An 18,952-nucleotide genomic window follows, 5' to 3' on the forward strand; every position below is an offset into this window, starting at 1 on the left:
AGCGAAGGAGAGCCATGACGACCCGCCAGGTCGAGCACGACATCACCATCGACGCCCCGGCCGACGCCGTCTACCGGCTGCTCGCCGAGGTGCGGAACTGGCCGCGGATCTTCCCGCCCACCATCTACGTCGACCACGTCGAGCGAGGCGCCGACGAGGAGCGCATCCGCATCTGGGCCACCGCCAACGGCGAGCCCAAAAGCTGGACGTCGCACCGCACACTGGATCCGGACCGGCTGCGGATCACCTTCCGACAGGAGGTCTCCAGCCCTCCGGTCGCCGTGATGAGCGGGACCTGGATCATCGAGCCGCTGGCCGACTCAACCTGCCGGGTCGTGCTACTGCACGACTACCGGGCGATCGACGACGACCCACGCAGCCTCGAGTGGATCGACCAGGCCGTCGACCGCAACTCCCGCACCGAACTGGCCGCCCTGAAGCAGAACGTGGAATTGGCCCACGCCTCCGAGGAACTCACCTTCTCCTTCGAGGACACCGTCCGGATACCGGGCCAGGCCAAGGACGTCTACGACTTCATCAACGAAGCAGGGCAGTGGTCACAGCGGCTCCCGCACGTGGCCAACGCCCGTCTGGACGAGACGACTCCGGGACTGCAGACGCTGGAGATGGACACGTACGCGAAGGACGGTTCGACGCACACCACCAAGTCGTACCGGGTGACGTTCCCCCACCACAAGATCGCGTACAAGCAGGTCACCCTGCCTGCCCTGATGACGCTGCACACGGGCTGGTGGACCTTCACGGAGGACGCCGAGGGCGTCACCGCCACCTCGCAGCACACCGTGGTCCTCAACACTGAGAACATCGCCAGGGTGCTCGGCCCCGAGGCGACGGTCGCGGATGCCCGCGCGTACGTGCGTGACGCGCTGGGCACCAACAGCCGCGCCACGCTCGGCCACGCGAAGAACTACGTGCAGGGCAAGCGCTGACGATGGCCGACTCGTCCGTCGACACCGACGTCATCGTCGTGGGGGCGGGTCCGATCGGGCTGCTGCTTGCCGGGGAACTGTGTCTGGGCGGTGCCCGGGCGACCGTGCTTGAGCAGCTGCCGGCCCCGAGCACCGCGTCGCGGGCCTCGGCCCTGCATGCCCGTACCTTGGAGATCCTCGACCAGCGGGGTCTGCTCGAAGCGCTGGGGACGGTGCCCTGCGACAGGGTCGGGCACTTCGGGGGAATCAGGCTGGACTTCGAAGGTCACGACAGCAGGTTCCGGGGCCCGTGGAAGGTGCCGCAGACCCGCACCGAGCGTCTGCTCGGCGACTGGGCGGCCGGTCTCGGCGCGGTCATCAGCCGCGGGCACGAACTCGTGGCCATGCGGCAGACCGAGCGGGGGGTCGAGGCCGAGGCGCTGGGCCCCGGCGGTCGGGTTCTGATCCGGGCGGCCTACCTGGTGGGCTGCGACGGTGAACGCAGCACCGTGCGGCGCCTGGCGGGCATCGGCTTCCCGGGGGCTGACGCGACGCGGGAGCTGCTCGCCGCCGACGTGGGCGGAATCGACGTGCCCGACCGCAGGTTCGAACGCCACGAGCGCGGCCTGGCCGTGGCCAACCGGCGGCCCGACGGCATCACCCGGGTCATGGTGCACGAGTTCGGCAGGGCCCCCGCTGCCCGCGGCAAGGGGCCGGAGTTCGCGGAGGTCGCCGAGGTGTGGGAAAGGGTCACCGGGGAGGCCATCAGCGCAGGCGAACCGGTTTGGGTCCATGCCTTCCGCAACGCCCGCAGGCTGGCCGCGCGGTACCGCAGCGGCAGGGTCCTGCTGGCCGGGGACGCCGCCCACGCGCAGCTGCCGGTCGGCGGGCAGGCCCTCAACCTGGGGCTGCAGGACGCCGCGAACCTGGGCTGGAAGCTGGCGGCCCAGATACGCGGCTGGGCGCCGGACGGTCTGCTCGACAGCTATCACGAGGAGCGGCACGACGTCGGCCGCCGGGTTCTCGCCGACATCGAGGCACAGGCCACGCTGCTGCTCGGCGGCCCCGAGGTCGAGCCGCTGCGCACCGTGGTGACCGAGTTGCTCGGTCACGAAGAGGTCGTCGAGCACTTGGTCCGCAAGATCAGCGGCCTCGACATCCGCTACCCGAGCGCGAGCGACGCCCCGTTGGTCGGCCGCCGCCTGCCGCACTGGGAGCTGACCACGGGCGACGGCCGGTACAGCGTGCCGGAGCTGCTCCGCGACGGCCGCGGGGTACTGCTCGACGCCGCGGCCGACCCGGCCGCGGGAGCGCCGGCCGGATGGGCCGGCCGGGTCCGCACAGTGCGGGCCGCCACGCCGCCGGGACGGGCCGTCCTGATCCGCCCTGACGGCTACGTCGCCTGGGCCGACGACGGCAGGACGCCCCTCCGCGACGCGCTGCACCACTGGTTCGGCGCCCCTGAACAGGAGACCCCTTGATGGACGTGCAGGACACGGCGTACGACGCCGAGGTCATCGTCGTCGGCGCGGGACCGACCGGACTGATGCTCGCGGGGGAGCTGCGGCTTGCCGGGGTCGAGGTCGTGGTGCTCGACCGGCTGGCCGAACCCACCACCGAGTCGCGCGGCCTCGGCTTCACCCCGAAGACCATGGAGGTGTTCGCGCAGCGCGGTCTGGTCGAACGCTTCGCCGATCTGGGCATCCCGCTGCAGACCACGAGCCGCGGCCACTTCGGCGGACTGCCCCTCGACTTCGAGGTCTTCCCCGGTGCCCATCCCGCGGTGCAGAACCTGCCCCAGGCGTACACCGAGACGATGCTGCGCACCTGGGCCGCGGAGCTCGGCTGCGACCTCCGCCGCGGTCACACGGTCGTCGGACTGGCCGACACCGGGGAGTACGTGGACGTCAGCGTGGAAACACCGGACGGGCCGAGGCACTTGCGCACCCGGTACCTGGTCGGTTGCGACGGGGGGCGCAGCACGGTCCGCGGTCTCGCGGGTTTCGACTTCCCCGGCACCCCCGCCACTCTGGAGCTGCTCCTCGCCGACGTCCGCGGCTGCGACATCAGGCCACGGTTCATCGGCGAGTGGCTGCCTGGCGGCGTCGCGATGGCAGCCCCCCTCGGCGACGGGGTGCACCGGGTGGTGGTGTGCGAACGGGACACACCGGTGCGACGGCGGACCGGGGAACCGGATTTCAGCGAGGTCGCCGACGGCTGGCGACGGCTCACCGGAGAGGACATCAGCCATGGCGACGCGCTGTGGGTGAGTGCGTTCGGCGACGCCACCCGCCTGGCGACCGAGTACCGCAGAGGACGGGTGCTGCTCGCGGGGGACGCCGCGCACGTCCACCTCCCGGCCGGCGGACTCGGCATGAACACCGGTATCCAGGACGCCTTCAACCTGGGTTGGAAGCTGGCCGCCGTGGTCCGCGGCCGGGCGCCGCGGTCGCTGCTCGACACCTACCACGCCGAGCGGCACGCAGTGGGCCGCCGGCTGCTCGACAACACCCGTGCCCAGGGGCTGCTGTTCCTGGGCGGCGATGCGATGCAGCCACTGCGCGGGGTACTCGGCGAGCTCACTGAGTACGAGGTGGTGCACCGGCACCTCGCCGGCCTGGTCAGCGGCCTGGAGATCCGCTACCCGACGGGCCCGGGCCGGCATCCGCTGCTCGGACTGCGCATGCCGGACGTCGAACTCGTCGGCGACGCGGGTACGACCACGGCCTTCACCCTGCTCCGGGCCGCGCGTGGACGCGGACTCGTCCTCGCCCACGACGACGCGGTGCTGCGGTCCGCGCGGCCCTGGGCCGACCGGGTGGACGTGGTGACCGCCAAGCCGGCCACCGGCATCCCCGCCTGCGACCCACCGCCGGACGCCCTGCTGGTACGGCCCGACGGACACGTGGCCTGGGCCGCACCGGGCGAGGCGGAGGAGCTGACCGAAGCGCTGGACCGCTGGTTCGGCCCGCCCGCGGCCCGGGCGGTCTGAGACGGCAGAAAGGAAGCACATGCCGTACGACGCGAACGCGTTGAGCAGGATCGCGGACCGGCTCGAGGTACAGGACCTGGTCGACCGCTATCTGGCCAGCCTGGACGAGGCGGCCTTCGACGACGCCTGGGCCAGGTCGGTCTTCACCGAGGGCGGCCGATTCGAGTTCCCGATGGGCGGCCACGACGGCGTGCCCGGCATGGCCTCGTTCACCGCCGCGATGATGGGCAAATGGCGCCGTACCCACCACGTGGCCGCCGGTCACCGCGTCGAGGTCGACGGCGACCGGGCGCGGGTCCGCGGAAATCTGATCGCCACCCATCTGCACCCCGATGAGATTCCGGCAGAGCACTTTCAGGTCGGCGACCGCTTCGAAGGCGAGGCGGTACGCACCGACGCTGGCTGGCGTTTCACGCGTCTGGCGCTCGAGGTGGTCTGGACCCGGGGCACGCCGCCGGGGCGCGTCGGTATCCACAACGACTAGGGCAGTTCACATGCGCATTCTCATCGCGGTCGCGCCGTTGACCGCTCACCTGTACCCCAGCGTCCCGCTGGCGTGGGCACTGCAGAGCGCCGGACACGAGGTCCGGGTTGCCAGCAACTCCGGCCTGGCCGGCCAGATCACCGCGACCGGGCTCACCGCGGTCGAGCTGGGCGAGCCTGCCTCGCCGCCCCCGCCGGTCGGTGACGAGGAACTGGAGCACTTCACCGACGCGCTCGGATTCCCGGCCGGCTCCGACGCCGACCAGCTGTGGCGGGCGACCCGCTACTACAAGGCGCTCAACTACAAGCGCTACTATCCCGACGACGAGGGACGGCAGGAGCTCGCCGACAACCTGGTCGAGGCCGCCCGCGACTGGCGCCCCGACCTGGTGATCTGGGACCCCGCCTGCCCGATAGGCTCCCTTGCGGCCAGGGAGAGTGGGGCCGCGTCCGCCCGCATGCTCTGGGGCCCCGACTACTTCGGCTGGGTCCGCCGACGGCTGACCGAGCGCGGCTACGATCCGACGGCCGCCGCGAGCGCCGACAAGGATCCGCAAGCCGCGCTGCTGGCACCGGTGTTCAGGCGGTTCGGCCGTGACCTCTCCGAGGACCTGCTCTTCGGTGACTTCACCGTGGACCCGCTGCCCGCGCAGCTGTCCAGGCCCGACACCCTGCGGGTGCTCCCGATGCGCTGGGTGCCGTACACCGGCACCGCGCCGGTACCGCCGTGGCTGTCGCGGCCGCCGTCGCGGCCGCGCGTGGTCCTGTCGCTCGGCGTAACCGGGCGTACCGTGCACGACGGCCGTGACGAGCGGGTCGCGGCCGCCCTGGAGGCGGTCGCCGGGATGGACGTCGAGGTGGTCGCCACGGTCAACGCCGACCAGCTGGGGCCGCATCCTCATATACCCGACAACGTACGCATCGTCGACTACCTACCGCTCACCCAGGTGATGCCGACCTGCTCGGCGATCATCCACCACGGCGGCTTCGGTACGTTCTTCGCGGCGGCCACGCACGGTGTGCCGCAGATGATCGTCATGGAGGAGCTGGGCAGTGCGCTGAACAGCACCCGGTATCTCGAGGCCAGGAGCGCCGGTGTGGTCCTGCGCGGCGACGGCATCACGGCGGCGCGGATGCGCGAGCAGCTCCACCGCATGCTGAACGAGCCGTCGTTCCGCACGGGGAACGACGCCGTGTACGCGGACATGACCGCGGCGCCCAGCCCCACGGAGCTGGTACCGGTCCTGGAGCGGATGGCCGCGCAGCACCGGGTCCGGGACTGATCCGACATGGACGTGGTGGAAACCCGGGTTCCGGGCGCGTTCGTGTTCACCCCGCGCCAGATCCGCGACGAGCGTGGTTCGTTCTTCGAGGCGTTCCGCCACGACCTGGTGGAGGAGGTCACCGGGCGCCCCTTTCGACCGGAGCAGATCAACTACTCGATCTCGGCGCGGAACACCCTCCGCGGCATCCACTCGGTGACCGTGCCGCCCGGCCAGGCCAAGTACGTCGCCTGCCTGCGCGGTGCGGTGCGCGACATCGTGGTCGATCTGCGGGTCGGTTCACCCGCTTTCGGTACGCACCAGGTGAGCTCTCTCGACGCCGGTTCCGGGCGCTGTGTCTACGTCCCGGAGGGGGTGGGACACGGATTCCTCGCGCTCGCCGATGACACCTGCGTCAGCTACGTCGTCTCCACCCGCTACGTGCCCGGCACGCAGGTCGACATCGACCCGCTCGATCCCTGTCTGGCGCTGCCGTGGGGACTGCGCGAGCCACCGCTGATGTCGGAGAAGGACGCGAAGGCCCCGGGGGTGCGTGCGGCGCTCGCCGCGGGACTGCTCGCGCACTGGCACGACGTGCGCTGACGTCGTGCGTTCGCACTTACTACACAAGGAGTTCCTTCTTTGAGTATCGATGCCGGCGCGGCGGCACCGCCGCGGGCGACCCGCAGGGAATGGCTGGGACTGGCCGTCCTCGCCCTTCCCACCATGCTCATCGCCATGGATCTGACGGTGCTGCACCTGGCCCTCCCCACGCTCACCGCGGACCTGCGGCCCGGCAACACCGAGTTGCTGTGGATCGTGGACATCTACGGGTTCCTCATCGCCGGGTTCCTGATCCCCATGGGTGCCATCGGCGACCGCGTCGGCCGCCGTCGGCTGCTGCTGATGGGCGCGGCGGCGTTCGGCGCGGCCTCGGTGCTCTCGGCGTTCTCGGTCAGCCCGCTGATGCTCATCGTGTCCCGGGCAGTCCTTGGCATCGCGGGCTCGACCCTGATGCCCTCCACCCTCTCCCTGATCCGCGTCATGTTCCGCGATCCCAAGCAGCAGGGGGCGGCCATCGGGGCCTGGGCCGCCTTCTTCGGTCTCGGCACGGTGATCGGGCCGCTGATGGGCGGCGCCTTTCTGGAGCTGTTCTGGTGGGGCTCGGTCTTCCTGCTCGGCGTGCCGATCATGCTGCTCCTCATCGTGCTCGGCCCGCTGGTGCTGCCCGAGTATCGCGACATGTCGGTCGCCCGTCCTGACCTGACCAGTGCCGTCATGTCCGTCGTCGGGATGCTCGCCCTGATCTTCAGCCTGAAGCGGTTCACCGCCGAGGGGCCGATCGCCGAGCCGACCGTCGCCCTTGTGACCGGCCTCGTGCTCGCGGTGCTGTTCCTGCGCCGCCAGGGCCGGCTGGAACAGCCACTGGTCGACCTGACGTTGTTTCGCAACGGTCTGTTCGGCACGGCCCTGGGCATGCTGGTGCTCGCCACCTTGCTGCAGGCCGGATCGCAGTTCCTGGTCATGCAGTACCTGCAGCTGGTGCGCGGCCTTGCCCCGCTTCAGGCCGGGCTGTGGTCATTGCCGTTCACCGTCGGGGTCATCATCGGGTCCATGGCCGGGCCGGCGCTCGCCGGGCGGATCAGGCTGAGCGCGCTGCTCGCCGGGAGCCTTGCGGTCGCCGCGCTCGGCATGGTGCTGCTGACACGGGTCGCCGGTCCCGCCGACCTGGTCCTCGCGGTAACGGGGACGGGCGTCATCGGGCTCGGTCTCGGGCCGATGGTCGCGCTCGGCACCGGGCTGATCGTCGGAGCGGCGCCGCTCGAGCGGGCCGGAGCCGCCTCCGCGATGGCCTCGACCGCCACCGAGTTCGGCAGCGCGCTGGGCGTCGCCGTGCTCGGCAGCGTGGGCTTCGCGGTGTACCGGGCCGACCTGTCCGACAGCCTCCCCGCGGGGCTGTCTGGCTCCGCCGCCGAGGAAGCGAGGAACACCCTCGCCGAGGCGGTCGACGTGGCCGGGCGGCTCCCGTCCCCCACCGGCTCACAGCTGCTGTCCGCAGCACGGGAGGCCTTCGTGCACGGCCTGCAGACGAGTGCGCTCGTCGGTGCCGCCGTCGCCCTGCTGCTGGCCACCGCGGCCGGGACCCTGTTGCGTAACGCCCGCATGCCGGGTCCACCGCCCGCGGCGGCGGACGACACGGCGACGTCTCTGAAGAAAGTGGATGACTGACATGCAGAGCCCGGTGGGCGTCTGGACCGGCCACGTACGGCACGACGGGCGGACCGACCCCTACACCATCTCGTTCGCGCCGGACGGGACCATCGCGCTGCGCACCCCCGTCACCGTGGGCACCGGTACCTGGACCGCCGGGGAGGAGGGCCGGTTCACGTACCAGCTCACCGAGACGTTCACCCCGGCGAGCGGTCACGCGGGCTGGCTGCAGGCGCACGTTGAAGCCCGGATGGAGGGATCGGCGCACAGCGGCGTCGGCACCGCCCGCATCCACACCCCGGACGGCGTGGTGGTGCACACCACCACGGCCGAGTCCAGCGGCGAACGCGTCGGCGACCTGCCCGCCGACTGGCACGACCTGGTGGAGCTGGGCGCGCCGATCCGGGGCCGCACCCTCCACCCCGGGGACGACGGCTTCGAGGAGGCGAGCTCCGGCTGGCTGCTCACCGTCACACACCGGCCCGCCGCGGTCGTCGTCGCCGCGGACGCCGACGACGTGGCCGCCGCCATCCGGTTCGCGGCCGAGCACGGCCGGCCGGTCGCGGTGGAGTCGACCGGACACGGCAAGTCGGTGCCCGCCGACGGCGCGGTGTACATCGCGACCCGTCAACTGCGGGATCTGTCGGTCGACCCGTGGTCCCGCACCGCCTGGGTCGGGGCCGGGCTGCGCTGGGGCGAGGTGCTCGACGCCGCCGCCGAGCACGGTCTCGCCCCGCTGTGCGGCTCCTCCGACCAGGTTGGGGTGATGGGCTATCTGACCGGCGGCGGACTGCCGATGACCTGTCGTACGCACGGCTTCGCCGCGGACCACGTCCGCTCCCTGGAGCTGGTCACGGCCGACGGCCGCGTCCGCACCGTCTCCCCGGACCTGGAACCCGACCTGTTCTGGGCGGTAAGGGGCGGCGGAAGCAACTTCGGCGTGGTGACGGCCGCAGAGATCGACCTGGTGGAGCTGCCCGAGGTCTACGGCGGCGAGCTGGTGTATCCGGGCGAGGACCCCGCGCGGGCGGCGCATGTGCTGCGGTCCTACCTGGAATGGGCCAAGGAGCAGCCGGAGGACATGTCGTCTTCGGTCACCCTGGTGCGGCTCCCTGACGTGCCGCAGGTGGCACGGGAGTTGCGCGGCCGCTCGTTGCTGCAGGTGCACGTCGTCCACGCGGGGGGCGAGGCGGACGGCGCCCGGCTGGTGCAGCCGCTGCGCGAGCTCCGCCCCGAGCGGGACACCTGCGTCACCATGCCGTACCGGGGCGTCACCGAACTGCACCATGACCCGAAGCACCCGGTCAGGGTGCACTTCCGCAGCGCGCTGCTGTACGACCTGGACGACGCGGCGGTCGAGACGCTGGTCTCATTCATCGATCAGGCTTCGCCCGACGGTCCGTTCCCCGGTGTCGAACTGCGCCATCTGGGCGGCGCGTTGGCCCGTCCGCCACGCCGGGCGCACGCGGTGGGCAGCAGGGACGCGGCGTTTCACCTGTGGCTGCGCCTGCCCGTCCCCGCCGGGCAGGCGAATACGGTGCGCCGGGCCGCGGACGAGATGCTCACCCGGCTGCGGCCGTGGGACACCGGCCAGGCGCTTCCGGGCTTCCTCTACGAGCACGACGGCGACCCGGAGCGGATCCGGAGTGCTTACGCGGAGGAGGACCACCGGCGGCTGACGGAGCTGAAGGCCACCTACGACCCGCTGAACGTGTTCCGCATCAACCACACCATCCCGCCCGTCTCTGACAGGGCGTGAAAGGGGTAACGACATGTCGCTCTCAGTACAGACGCAGGAGGCCCTTACCGAGGCCGGCAAGCTGGCCGGGGCCCAGGCCGCACAGGCCGACGCCGAGCGCAGGGTGCGCCCGGAAGTGGTGCGGGCCCTGGTGGACGCCGGATTCGCCCGATGGCGGGTGCCGACCCGCTGGGGCGGGGACTGGCGCAGCCACCAGGACCTGACCGCAGCGGTGGCGAAGCTGGCCGAGGACTGTCCCTCGACGGCGTGGCTCGCCAGCGTCGCCGCCTATTCCGCCCGCTATGTGGCCTGTCTGCCGGAGCAGGGGCAGGCTGACCTCTGGGCGGAGGGCCCCGACACATTGGCGGCGATCGTCTTCAAGCCGCTGGGCACGGTGGTCCCGGTGGAGGGCGGATACCGCCTCTCCGGGTCCTGGACCTACGTCAGCGGTGTCGACCACTTCGACTGGGCGCTGCTGACCGGCCCCGCCCCCGGCCCGCAGTCCGGTGGACAGCCCATGCGGCTCTTCGCGGTGCCGCGACGGGACTACACCTTCGAGGACACCTGGTCCTCCCTCGGCATGCGGGGCACCGGCAGCCATACGGCCGTCTTGGACGACGTGTTCGTACCCGAGCACCGCACCTGCCTGCGCGAGGACGCCATGCGGGGCGAGACCGTCGGCCACCCCGGCTACCCCAAGCTGTCGAACCCGGCCGTGAGCGGGCTGATGTTCACCGGTCCCGTGCTGGGCGCCGCACGCGGTGCGCTCGCCGTGGCGGCGCAGCTGGTGGCGGCGGCTCCCACCGGCCCCCGGGCCGTCGCAGGCCAGGCCTACCAGGTGGACTTCGCCCGGGCCGCCGGTGACATCGACGCGGCCCAGCTACTGCTCGAGCGGGCCGCCACGGTCGCGGACGGCGCCGAGCTGCCGGCGGAGCTCGTGCGCCGCAACCGCAGGGACTGCGCGCTGGCGCTGCAGATGCTCGTCGCAGCTGCGGACCGGCTGCTGCGCATCGGCGGCACCAGGGCTCAGGAGGACGGTCACCCGCTGCAGCGGTACTGGCGGGACATCCGCTCGGTCGCCAGCCATGCCGTCATGCAGTTCGAGCCCGCGGCGGTCGACTACACCCAGGGCCTCGTGGGCCAGGACCGAAAGGGACATTGATGATCTTGGTAACCGGGGCCACCGGGCACGTCGCCAGGCCGCTGGTGGACGAACTGCTCGCGGCCGGCCGGAAGGTGCGCGCGCTCAGCCGCGACCCGGCCCGGGCCGGGCTGCCCGACGGCGTGGAGGTGGCGGCCACCGCCGATCTCCCGCTGGACGGCGTCACATCGGTCTTCTTCGTCACGGCCGCATTCCCGCAGGGCCACGAGGAGCCGATCGGGAAGATGCAGGCGGCGGGGGTCCGCCGCATCGTCGCCCTGTCGTCCTACTCGGTCCTCGACGACGACCCCAAGAACATGATCGGCGTCAAGCACCGGGAGCTGGAGCGCCGGATCGACGAGACCGGTGCGGAGCGGACGTTCCTGCGGCCCGCCGGCGGGTTCGCGGCGACCGCCCTGGAGTGGGCCGAACGGATCAGGACCGACGGCATCGCCCCCTTCCCCTTCAAGGACGCGCAGACCGCTCCGCTGCACGAGCGTGACATCGCGGCGATGGCCGCCCGCGCCCTGCTGACCGATGACCTGGTGGGCGAGGCACCGCTGTTCAGTGGTCCCGAGTCGCTCAGCTACAGCGACCGGGCCCGCATCATCGGCGAAGTGACCGGCGAGCCGGTCCGCTTCGCCGAGCTCAGCCACGACGAGGCGCGGCAGGAGTGGCTGCGGGCCGGCATACCCGCGCATGCCGTGGAGGCCCGGCTGCGGATGTTCGCGAAGCTCGTCGGCCGCCCGCACGAGATCTCTCCGGTCGACTCCTACCTGGGCCGGCCGGGCCTGACCTTCGCCCAGTGGGTGGCCGAGCACATCAACTCATTCCGAAAGGTGACGACATGATTCTGGTATCAGGTGCCTCGGGCAACGTCGGCGGCGAACTGCTGCGGCAGCTGCGGACCGAGGGAACCGCCGTCCGCGCGCTGACCAGGAACGCGGCGCGGGCCGGGCTCCCGGCCGGCACGGGCGTGGCCGAGGGCGACTTCAGCGACCCGCGGTCGCTGACCAAGGCCTTCTCCGGAGCGGACGCCCTGTTCCTCATGATGTCCGGGAACGAGACCGCGGTCCTCGCCGAGGCGGCACGGGCCGGCATACGGCGGGTGGTGTTCCTGTCCAGCATGGCGGTGGACACCCGCCCGGACTCCTTCATCGGCCGGGTACATCGGGAGGCCGAACAGGCCATCGCGGCTTCGGGACTCGAGTGGACGTTCCTGCGCCCGGGCCAGTTCGCCTCCAACACCCTGTCCTGGCGCGAGCAGCTCGCCGGGGGGGACGTGGTGCGCACGCCGTTCGCCCGGGTCGGGCTGCCCGCCATCCATCCCGGTGACATCGCGGCGGTGGCCCGGACCGCGCTCACCCAGGACGGTCACGCCGGTGCGGCGCACTCGCTCACCGGCCCCGAGGCAATCACCCCCGTCGAGCAGGTGGCGGCGGTGGGCCGCGCGATCGGACGGGAGCTGCGGCACGAGGAGATCACGGCGGAGCAGGCCGCGGAGCAGATGAGTGCGCACATGCCGCCCGAGATCGTCGCCGCCTCGCTGGAGTTCCTCGGCGACCCCACGGATGCGGAGACCCAGGCCCTGCCCGTGGTCGAGAAGGTGACGGGGAAGCCGGCGCGGACCTTCGAGGAGTGGGCGCGCGACAACGCCGACTCGTTCCGCTGACACCTGCTCAACCCGGGAAAGGGGCGCGACAGTGCTCACCCAGCGCAGTTTCCGCGATGTAATGGGATGTTTCAGCACCGGCGTGGTGCTGGTGGCCGCGGAGTCGGCGGACGGTCCGGTCGGCATGGCGGTGAACTCCTTCACCTCCGTATCGCTCGATCCGCCGCTGATCGCGTTCTGCGCCGCGCTGACCTCGACCACCTGGCCGGCCATCCGGGCGACGGACGGCTTCGCCGTCACGATCCTCAGCGATGAGCAGGAAGAACTGTGCCGGACCTTCGCCGCACGGGGCGCCGACCGGTTCGCCAGCTGTGACTGGGTCCGGACCCCGGCCGGGCGCCCCGTGATCGAGGGCGGACTCGGGTGGCTCGACTGCCGGATCAGGACGGTCCAGGTGGAGGGGGATCACGAGCTGGTGATCGCCGAGGCGGCGGCCTGGTCCACCCGGTACGGGGGCCGCCCGCTGATCTTTCATGCCGGCCGGTACGCCGGCCTGTCGGAGCAAAGGCCGCCCGTGGACGCCCGCGTTCGCTGATGGGGAGAGTGCTGTGCTTTCTGGTGACCGGTGCGACCGGGAAGGTCGGCCGTCATGTCGTGGGCCAACTGCCGGCCGCGGGCGCGGCCGTGCGCGCGCCGACCCGCGAGCCGGGGGCGGCCCGGCTGCCGACGGGGGCCGCGGTGACGCGGGGTGACCTCACCGGGCCGTCCGGTACGACGGCGCAGGCGCCGACAACGAGATCGCCGCCTACTAGAAGGAGATCGAGTACGAGGTCGAGGCGTCCGGCCCGGGGTGGACCTTCGTTTGGCCCGGTGCGTTCGCCGCCAACACCTTGCAGTGGGCAGCGCAGATCCGCGCGGTGACATAGTGCGCGGGCCGTTCGCCGAGACCCAGATGGCGCCCATCGACGAGCATGACATCGCGGATGTCGCCGGTCCGCGCGCTGCTGTCGGACAGGAACCAGGGCGCGACGTACGTGCTGACCGGGCCGGAGCCGCTGACTCAGGCCGAGCAGGCGCGGCGGATCGGCACGGCCATCGGGCGCCCGGCTGCGGTACGCGGAGCTGCCCTCGCAGCTCGCATGCGAGCGGCTGATCCGCGACCAGGTCCCGCCCGGCCTCGCGGATACGACTCTCACGTTCCAGGCAGGTCTCGTCGGCGTGCCCGCAGAGGTCACCCCGACGGTCCAGCAGGTCACCGGCCGTCCCGCAGGCACCTTCGACGTGTGGGCGGCCGAGCACGTGGCTGCCTTCCGAATGGAATGAAAGAGGTTTTCCCATGGCGGATGTGATCATCGCGGGCGCCGGTCCCACCGGGCTGATGCTCGCCTGTGAGCTGCGGCTCGCCGGAGTGGATGTACTGATCCTGGAACGTCGAGCCGCGTTGAACGGCGAGTCGCGGGCCGGTGGGCTGCACGCGCGCAGCGTGGAGCTCTTCGACCAGCGGGGCATCGCGGACCGGTTCCTCGCGGCCGGCCGGAAGGGGCCCTTCGGGCACTTCTCCTTCATCCCGCTGGACATCGGGAGCCTGCCGACGCGCTATCCGTTCGCGCTCGCCATTCACCAGTCACGCGTCGAGCAGCTTCTGGAGGAGCGGGCGCGGGAGCTGGACGTGCCGCTGCGCCGCGGCGCCGAGGTCGTCGGGGTACGGCAGAACGGATCCGGGGTCGAGGTGGAGATCGCCTCGGCCGAGGGCGCAGAGCGACTGCGCGCCGACTACCTGGTGGGCTGCGACGGCGGTCGCAGCACCGTGCGCAAGCTGGCCGGCATCGGCTTCCCCGGCACACCCGCCACGCTGACCGCGCTGGTGGGCGACGTGAAGCTCACCGACCCCCCGCCCGGGATCGTCTTCGGAGACGAGAGCCGGCGGGAACACGGATCCTTCATGATCTTCGACTCCGACCAGCCCGGTCTGCGCCGGGTGATCACCATGGAGTTCGACAAGGTCACGCACCGGGACACCCCGGTGACCCTGGAGACGCTGCGTGAGGCACTGGTCAAGATCGCCGGTACCGACTTCGGCATGCACAGCCCGCACTGGCTCAGCAGCTTCAGCGACGCCGCCCGGCAGGCCGAGCGCTATCGCGACGGCCGGATCCTGCTGGCCGGGGACGCCGCGCACATTCACTTCCCGTCCAGCGGGCAGGGCATGAACCTCGGCCTCCAGGACGCTGTCAACCTCGGCTGGAAGCTGGCCGCGGTGGTGAACGGGCAGGCCCCCGATGAGCTGCTGGAGAGCTACCACGCGGAGCGGCACGCAGCCACTGAGCGGACGCTCGACAACATCCGTGCCCAGACCGCCCTCTGGCGCCCGGACGCCCTGACCGACGCGCTGCGCGACGTGTTCGGCGCGCTGGTCGGGATCGAGGACGTCAATCGCTACCTGGGCGGTGCCTGCACCCAGCTCGACGTCCGCTATCCGCTGGGCGACGGGCATGCGATCCTCGGCCGCCGGATGCCCGACCTGGACATCAAGACCCCCTACGGGCCGCTGCGGGTGTTCGAACTGCTAGCCGCGGCCCGGCCGGTACTGCTCGACTTCGGCGGCGTGTCCGGGCTGCACACCGCCCTCGCCGGCTGGCAGGACCGGGTGGACCTGGTGGAGGCCCAGTGCCAGGACGACCACTGGGCGCTCCCGGTGATCGGCGAGGTCCTCGCTCCCGCGGCCGTACTGCTGCGCCCCGACGGCCATGTCGCCTGGGCCGGTTCCGCGGACGGATCCGGCACGGACGACGACACCGCCGCCCTCGAAGCCGCGCTCACCCGATGGTTCGGCCAAGCCAACAACTCGTGACAAGACACCGCCTACCCGCCCCACCACGATCGGAGCACCGCATGTCCACCGACGCCCAGACAACTCCTCCCTCTGCCACCACGCTTCCCCCCGAGTTCAAGACGCTGATGCGGCTCGGCGACCTGGCCACCCCCATCGCGGTCCGGGTGGCCGCTCACCTGCGGCTGGTCGACCACCTGCGGGACGGTGTGCACGACCTCGCCTCGCTCGCCGAGGCGACGGACGCCCACCAGGACACCCTGCGGCGGCTGATCCGGCACCTGGTCGCCATCGACGTACTCGAGGAGCCGGAGCCGGACCACTACGTGCCCACCGCCCTCGGCGAGTTGCTGGCCCACGACCACCCGGCGACCCAGGTGGGGTGGCTGGACCCGGCGCACATGATCGGGCGCGCGGACCTGTCGCTCATCGCGCTCTTCGACGCCGTCCACGATGGCCGCCACTGCTACCGGCAGCACTACGGCAAGGAGTTCTGGGACGATGTCTCCGACGACGCAAACCTCGGGGCGACCTTCTACGACCTGATGGCGCACGGCCAGCGAGCCATCTTCAGCGAGGCGGTGCGACGCCACGACTGGACGGGGGTGCGGCACATCCTCGACGTGGGCGGCGCCGACGGCGACCTGCTCGCCACCGTGCTGGCGAACGAGCCGGGGATCAGCGGCACCCTGCTGGAGCTGCCGGGCCCGGCGGCCAGGGCGCGCCAGAAGCTGGCGGAAGCCGGGCTGTCCGGCAGGATCGACGTGGTCGACGGCAGCTTCTTCGACCCTCTGTCCGTGAAGGCCGACCTGATCACGCTGTCGTTCGTCCTGCACAACTGGTCGGACGACGACGCGATCCGCATCCTGCGCAATTGCGCGGACGTGCTGGAGCCCGGCGGCACCGTACTGCTCATCGAGAGCGCCGAGGTGACACCCGCCAAGCCGGATCCGTTCTTCACGAGCGGTGACCTGCGGATGCTGGCCTACTTCGGCGGCTGCGAGCGCACGTACGACGAGTGGCAGGCCCTCGCGACCGCCGCCGGCATGCGGATCGAGTCGGTCTCCGACGCCCTCGCCTACGGCGCCCGGGTCCTCACACTCACCACCGCGTCCGCCTGACACCCCCGGCACCCCACGGCAGACCATGCCTACTCGCGCTTCCGGAAGGAGAACCACTGTGGTGCACGACGAGGGCCAGGCGGCCGCGCCAGAGGACCGCGCCTACGTCATTCAACTCGTGTTCGGGACACTGGCAGCACGCGCGCTGCACACGGCCATCGAGTTGCGGGTCGTCGAACTGATCGGCGACTGGCGGAGGTCCGCAACCGAACTGGCCCAGGAAGCTGGCACCGCCCCGCAGCCCATGCTGCGGCTGCTGCGCGCCCTGGCCTCTCTGCGCCTGCTCGAGGAGACCAAGCCCGGCACCTTCGCCGTGACGGCCGCAGGCACCCTGCTCGACCCGGGAAGGCCCGGGTCCATGGCCCCGTTGATCACCTCGTCGGGCACCATGGAAGAGATGATGAAGCCCGGCTGGGAGCATCTGACGGACAGTGTGCGCAGCGGCGACACCTCGTTCGCGAAGGTCTTCGGGAGGGACTTCTTCAGCTATCTCAAGGACCACCCGGACCGCTCCGCGGGCTTCAACGAGGCGATGAGCCAGGCGACCCGCAGCACCGCCGCAGCGCTGCCAGGCGCCTACGACTTCGGCCGCTTCCATGCCGTCGCCGACATCGGAGGCGGCGACGGCACCCTGCTGGCCGCCGTCCTGCGGGAGCACCCGGCCCTCACCGGCATCCTGTACGACACTGCGGAAGGCCTGGCCCAGGCCCCGCAGACGCTGCAGCGCGACGGCCTCGCGGACCGCTGCTCCGCGATCCCGGGGGACTTCTTCGTGTCGGTGCCCCAGGGCGCAGACGCCTACCTCATCAAGAGCATCCTGCACGACTGGCCGGACGAGAAGTGCGTGACGATCCTCAGCCACATCCGTGCGGTGCTGCCCGCGGGCGGCCGGGTCCTGATCGTAGAGCCCGTCCTGTCCGAGGTGGCCGACCCGCGGGCCGTGGGCCAGTATCTCGGCGATCTCAACATGCTGGTGAACTGGGGCGGCCGGGAGCGCACCCGCGCCGAGTTCGACGCGATGTGCCGCCTGGCCGGCCTCGAGGTCGTCTCGGTGGTGCCGCTGCCGGGACCCGGGTTCAGCCTCATCGAGGCCAAGGCCGCCTGAGGCCGCGGGAACGACGCAGCCTGATCGACGTACCGACATAGTAAGGAGTCACTCTGTGACAGCACGGTTCCGCCCCGATTCCCTGTCGATCCGGGAGCTGACAGACGAGGAGTACGGGCAGGTCATCAAGCCGGGCGACGGCGAGTACGAGACGGCACGCAAGGTGTACGCGGGCGACGTCGACCGTAAGCCCGCCGTCATACTGCGTCCCCGGGATGCCCGGCAGGTGGCGCGAGTGGTGACGCTGGCGCGGCGGACCGGTGTCCAGCTCGCCGTCCGCAGCGGTGGGCACAGCCCGGCGGGACACGGCGTCTGTGAGGGCGGCATCGTCCTGGACCTGGCGCACCTGCGCGCCCTGGAGATCGACGCCGAGGCGCGCACGGCCTGGGCTGAGACCGGTCTCACCGCGGGCGAGTACGCGACCGCCGCCGCGGAGCACGGCCTCGCGACCGGCTTCGGCGACGGCACCCAGGTCGGCATCGGAGGCATCACACTGGGCGGCGGCATCGGCTATCTGTGCCGCAAGCACGGAATGACCATCGACGACCTCCTCGCCGCGGAGATCGTCACGGCCGACGGCGAACTGCTGCTGGTGGACGAGCACCAGCACCCCGACCTGTTCTGGGCCATCCGCGGCGGCGGCGGCAACTTCGGGGTGGCGACCCGCTTCAAGTTCCGGCTGCACGAACTCGACGCCGTGTACGGCGGGATGCTGGTGCTCCCGGTGACCCCGGAGATCCTGGAGTCCTTCATCGCGGAGGCCGAGGCCGCTCCCGAGGAACTGTCCACGATCGTGAACGTGTGGACGGCGCCGCCCTTCCCGTTCGTGCCCGAGGAGTACCACGGCAAGCCGATCATCCTGGCGATGCTGTGCTACGCCGGCGACGCCGACAAGGGGCAGGAGGTCGTCGACCGGTTCCGGGCCATCGCGCCGCCGCTGGCCGACATGGTGCAAGCCATGCCGTACCCCGGGATGTTCCCGCCGGCGGACCCCCTGGAACACCCCATCTCCGTGTCCCGCAACATGTTCATCGACCGGGTCGACCGGGCGACCGCCGAGACGGTGCTGGAGCACGTCTCTGCCTCGGGCGCCATGGTCGCCGGGGCGCAGTTGCGGGTGCTCGGCGGGGCGCTGGCGCGAGTCCCGTCCGACGCCACGGCCTTCGCCCACCGGCAGAGCCGGATCATGGTGCTGTTGTCCGCCATCTACGCCGACCCGGCCGAGGCGGAGGTGCACGAATGCTGGGCCGACGCGTTCGCGGCCGCCGTCCGGCAGTCGGACCCGGGCGCCTACGCGAACTTCATCATGGACGCGGAGGCGGGGCAGGGCCGGCTGAGGAACGCGGTGTACCCGGGGGCGACGGGGGAGCGGCTCGCCCGGGTCAAGGCGAAGTACGACCCGGAGAACATATTCCGGTCAAATCACAACATCCTTCCCGCCACGGCGTGAGATCCCACCGTCGCCGGTGACGTCCGAGCTGACCCCCGCCCGCGACGGGCGGGGGTTTCGTCATGTACCGAAAGGACT

Annotated in this window: 17 protein-coding genes and 1 pseudogene; 17 read left to right on the forward strand and 1 reads right to left on the reverse strand. The window is 71.5% G+C overall.

Annotation, left to right across the window (positions count from 1 at the left end; genetic code table 11):
* Positions 1-14: 14 nt before the first annotated feature.
* The 13 genes and pseudogenes from AB0C59_RS23665 to AB0C59_RS23725 all read left to right on the forward strand — a co-directional run.
* Positions 15-950, forward strand: coding sequence for an aromatase/cyclase (locus tag AB0C59_RS23665; protein WP_363007688.1), 936 nt, complete (start codon positions 15-17; stop codon positions 948-950).
* A 2-nt stretch (positions 951-952) separates the two neighbouring features.
* The gene (locus tag AB0C59_RS23670; protein WP_363007690.1) at positions 953-2,410 is read left to right on the forward strand and encodes an FAD-dependent monooxygenase; all 1,458 of its coding nucleotides are present in this window, start codon (positions 953-955) and stop codon (positions 2,408-2,410) included.
* Positions 2,410-3,921, forward strand: a complete 1,512-nt coding sequence (locus AB0C59_RS23675) for an FAD-dependent monooxygenase (protein ID WP_363007692.1) — start codon at positions 2,410-2,412, stop codon at positions 3,919-3,921. The genes AB0C59_RS23670 and AB0C59_RS23675 overlap by 1 nt, the downstream gene beginning before the upstream one ends.
* A gap of 19 nt (positions 3,922-3,940) precedes the next feature.
* A complete protein-coding gene (locus AB0C59_RS23680) occupies positions 3,941-4,405 on the forward strand; it encodes a nuclear transport factor 2 family protein (RefSeq protein ID WP_363007694.1) in 465 nt (154 codons plus the stop codon).
* A gap of 10 nt (positions 4,406-4,415) precedes the next feature.
* A complete protein-coding gene (locus tag AB0C59_RS23685) occupies positions 4,416-5,687 on the forward strand; it encodes a nucleotide disphospho-sugar-binding domain-containing protein (RefSeq protein ID WP_363007696.1) in 1,272 nt (423 codons plus the stop codon).
* 6 nt (positions 5,688-5,693) lie between these two features.
* Complete coding sequence (locus AB0C59_RS23690) at positions 5,694-6,269, forward strand: dTDP-4-dehydrorhamnose 3,5-epimerase family protein (RefSeq protein WP_363007698.1); 576 nt, start codon at positions 5,694-5,696, stop codon at positions 6,267-6,269.
* A gap of 39 nt (positions 6,270-6,308) precedes the next feature.
* Positions 6,309-7,895, forward strand: coding sequence for an MFS transporter (locus AB0C59_RS23695; RefSeq protein WP_363007700.1), 1,587 nt, complete (start codon positions 6,309-6,311; stop codon positions 7,893-7,895).
* A complete protein-coding gene (locus AB0C59_RS23700) occupies positions 7,888-9,636 on the forward strand; it encodes an FAD-binding oxidoreductase (RefSeq protein WP_363007702.1) in 1,749 nt (582 codons plus the stop codon). The genes AB0C59_RS23695 and AB0C59_RS23700 overlap by 8 nt, the downstream gene beginning before the upstream one ends.
* Before the next feature lie 13 nt (positions 9,637-9,649).
* Complete coding sequence (locus AB0C59_RS23705) at positions 9,650-10,777, forward strand: acyl-CoA dehydrogenase family protein (protein WP_363007704.1); 1,128 nt, start codon at positions 9,650-9,652, stop codon at positions 10,775-10,777.
* Positions 10,777-11,607, forward strand: a complete 831-nt coding sequence (locus AB0C59_RS23710; RefSeq protein WP_363007706.1) for an NAD(P)H-binding protein — start codon at positions 10,777-10,779, stop codon at positions 11,605-11,607. The genes AB0C59_RS23705 and AB0C59_RS23710 overlap by 1 nt, the downstream gene beginning before the upstream one ends.
* Positions 11,604-12,428 carry an NAD(P)H-binding protein gene (locus AB0C59_RS23715; protein WP_363007708.1) on the forward strand — a complete coding sequence of 275 codons (825 nt, stop codon included), beginning with the start codon at positions 11,604-11,606 and terminating at the stop codon, positions 12,426-12,428. Before AB0C59_RS23710 ends, AB0C59_RS23715 begins: the two co-directional genes overlap by 4 nt.
* Before the next feature lie 61 nt (positions 12,429-12,489).
* Positions 12,490-12,963 carry a flavin reductase family protein gene (locus AB0C59_RS23720; RefSeq protein ID WP_363007710.1) on the forward strand — a complete coding sequence of 158 codons (474 nt, stop codon included), beginning with the start codon at positions 12,490-12,492 and terminating at the stop codon, positions 12,961-12,963.
* Positions 12,963-13,124, forward strand: a pseudogene (locus tag AB0C59_RS23725) (NmrA family NAD(P)-binding protein); the annotation flags it as partial. The gene AB0C59_RS23720 and the pseudogene AB0C59_RS23725, both read left to right, overlap by 1 nt.
* 52 nt (positions 13,125-13,176) lie before the next feature.
* Here the strand turns inward: AB0C59_RS23725 and AB0C59_RS23730 are convergent.
* Positions 13,177-13,341, reverse strand: a complete 165-nt coding sequence (locus tag AB0C59_RS23730) for a hypothetical protein (RefSeq protein ID WP_363007848.1) — start codon at positions 13,339-13,341, stop codon at positions 13,177-13,179.
* Positions 13,342-13,704: 363 nt separating this feature from the next.
* On the opposite strand from AB0C59_RS23730, the gene AB0C59_RS23735 reads away from it, so the two are divergent.
* From AB0C59_RS23735 to AB0C59_RS23750, 4 genes are read left to right on the forward strand one after another with little or no spacing between them, the layout of a single operon-like run.
* The gene (locus AB0C59_RS23735) at positions 13,705-15,219 is read left to right on the forward strand and encodes an FAD-dependent monooxygenase (protein WP_363007712.1); all 1,515 of its coding nucleotides are present in this window, start codon (positions 13,705-13,707) and stop codon (positions 15,217-15,219) included.
* A gap of 41 nt (positions 15,220-15,260) precedes the next feature.
* The gene (locus AB0C59_RS23740) at positions 15,261-16,319 is read left to right on the forward strand and encodes a methyltransferase (protein ID WP_363007714.1); all 1,059 of its coding nucleotides are present in this window, start codon (positions 15,261-15,263) and stop codon (positions 16,317-16,319) included.
* A gap of 58 nt (positions 16,320-16,377) precedes the next feature.
* Positions 16,378-17,424, forward strand: a complete 1,047-nt coding sequence (locus tag AB0C59_RS23745) for a methyltransferase (RefSeq protein ID WP_363007716.1) — start codon at positions 16,378-16,380, stop codon at positions 17,422-17,424.
* Between the two features lie 55 nt (positions 17,425-17,479).
* Entirely contained in the window at positions 17,480-18,874 is a 1,395-nt protein-coding gene (locus tag AB0C59_RS23750; protein WP_363007718.1) for an FAD-binding oxidoreductase, read from the forward strand.
* Positions 18,875-18,952: the final 78 nt, after the last annotated feature.

It is taken from the genome of Streptomyces sp. NPDC048664, assembly GCF_040650555.1.
Classification (GTDB): Bacteria; Actinomycetota; Actinomycetes; order Streptomycetales; family Streptomycetaceae; genus Streptomyces.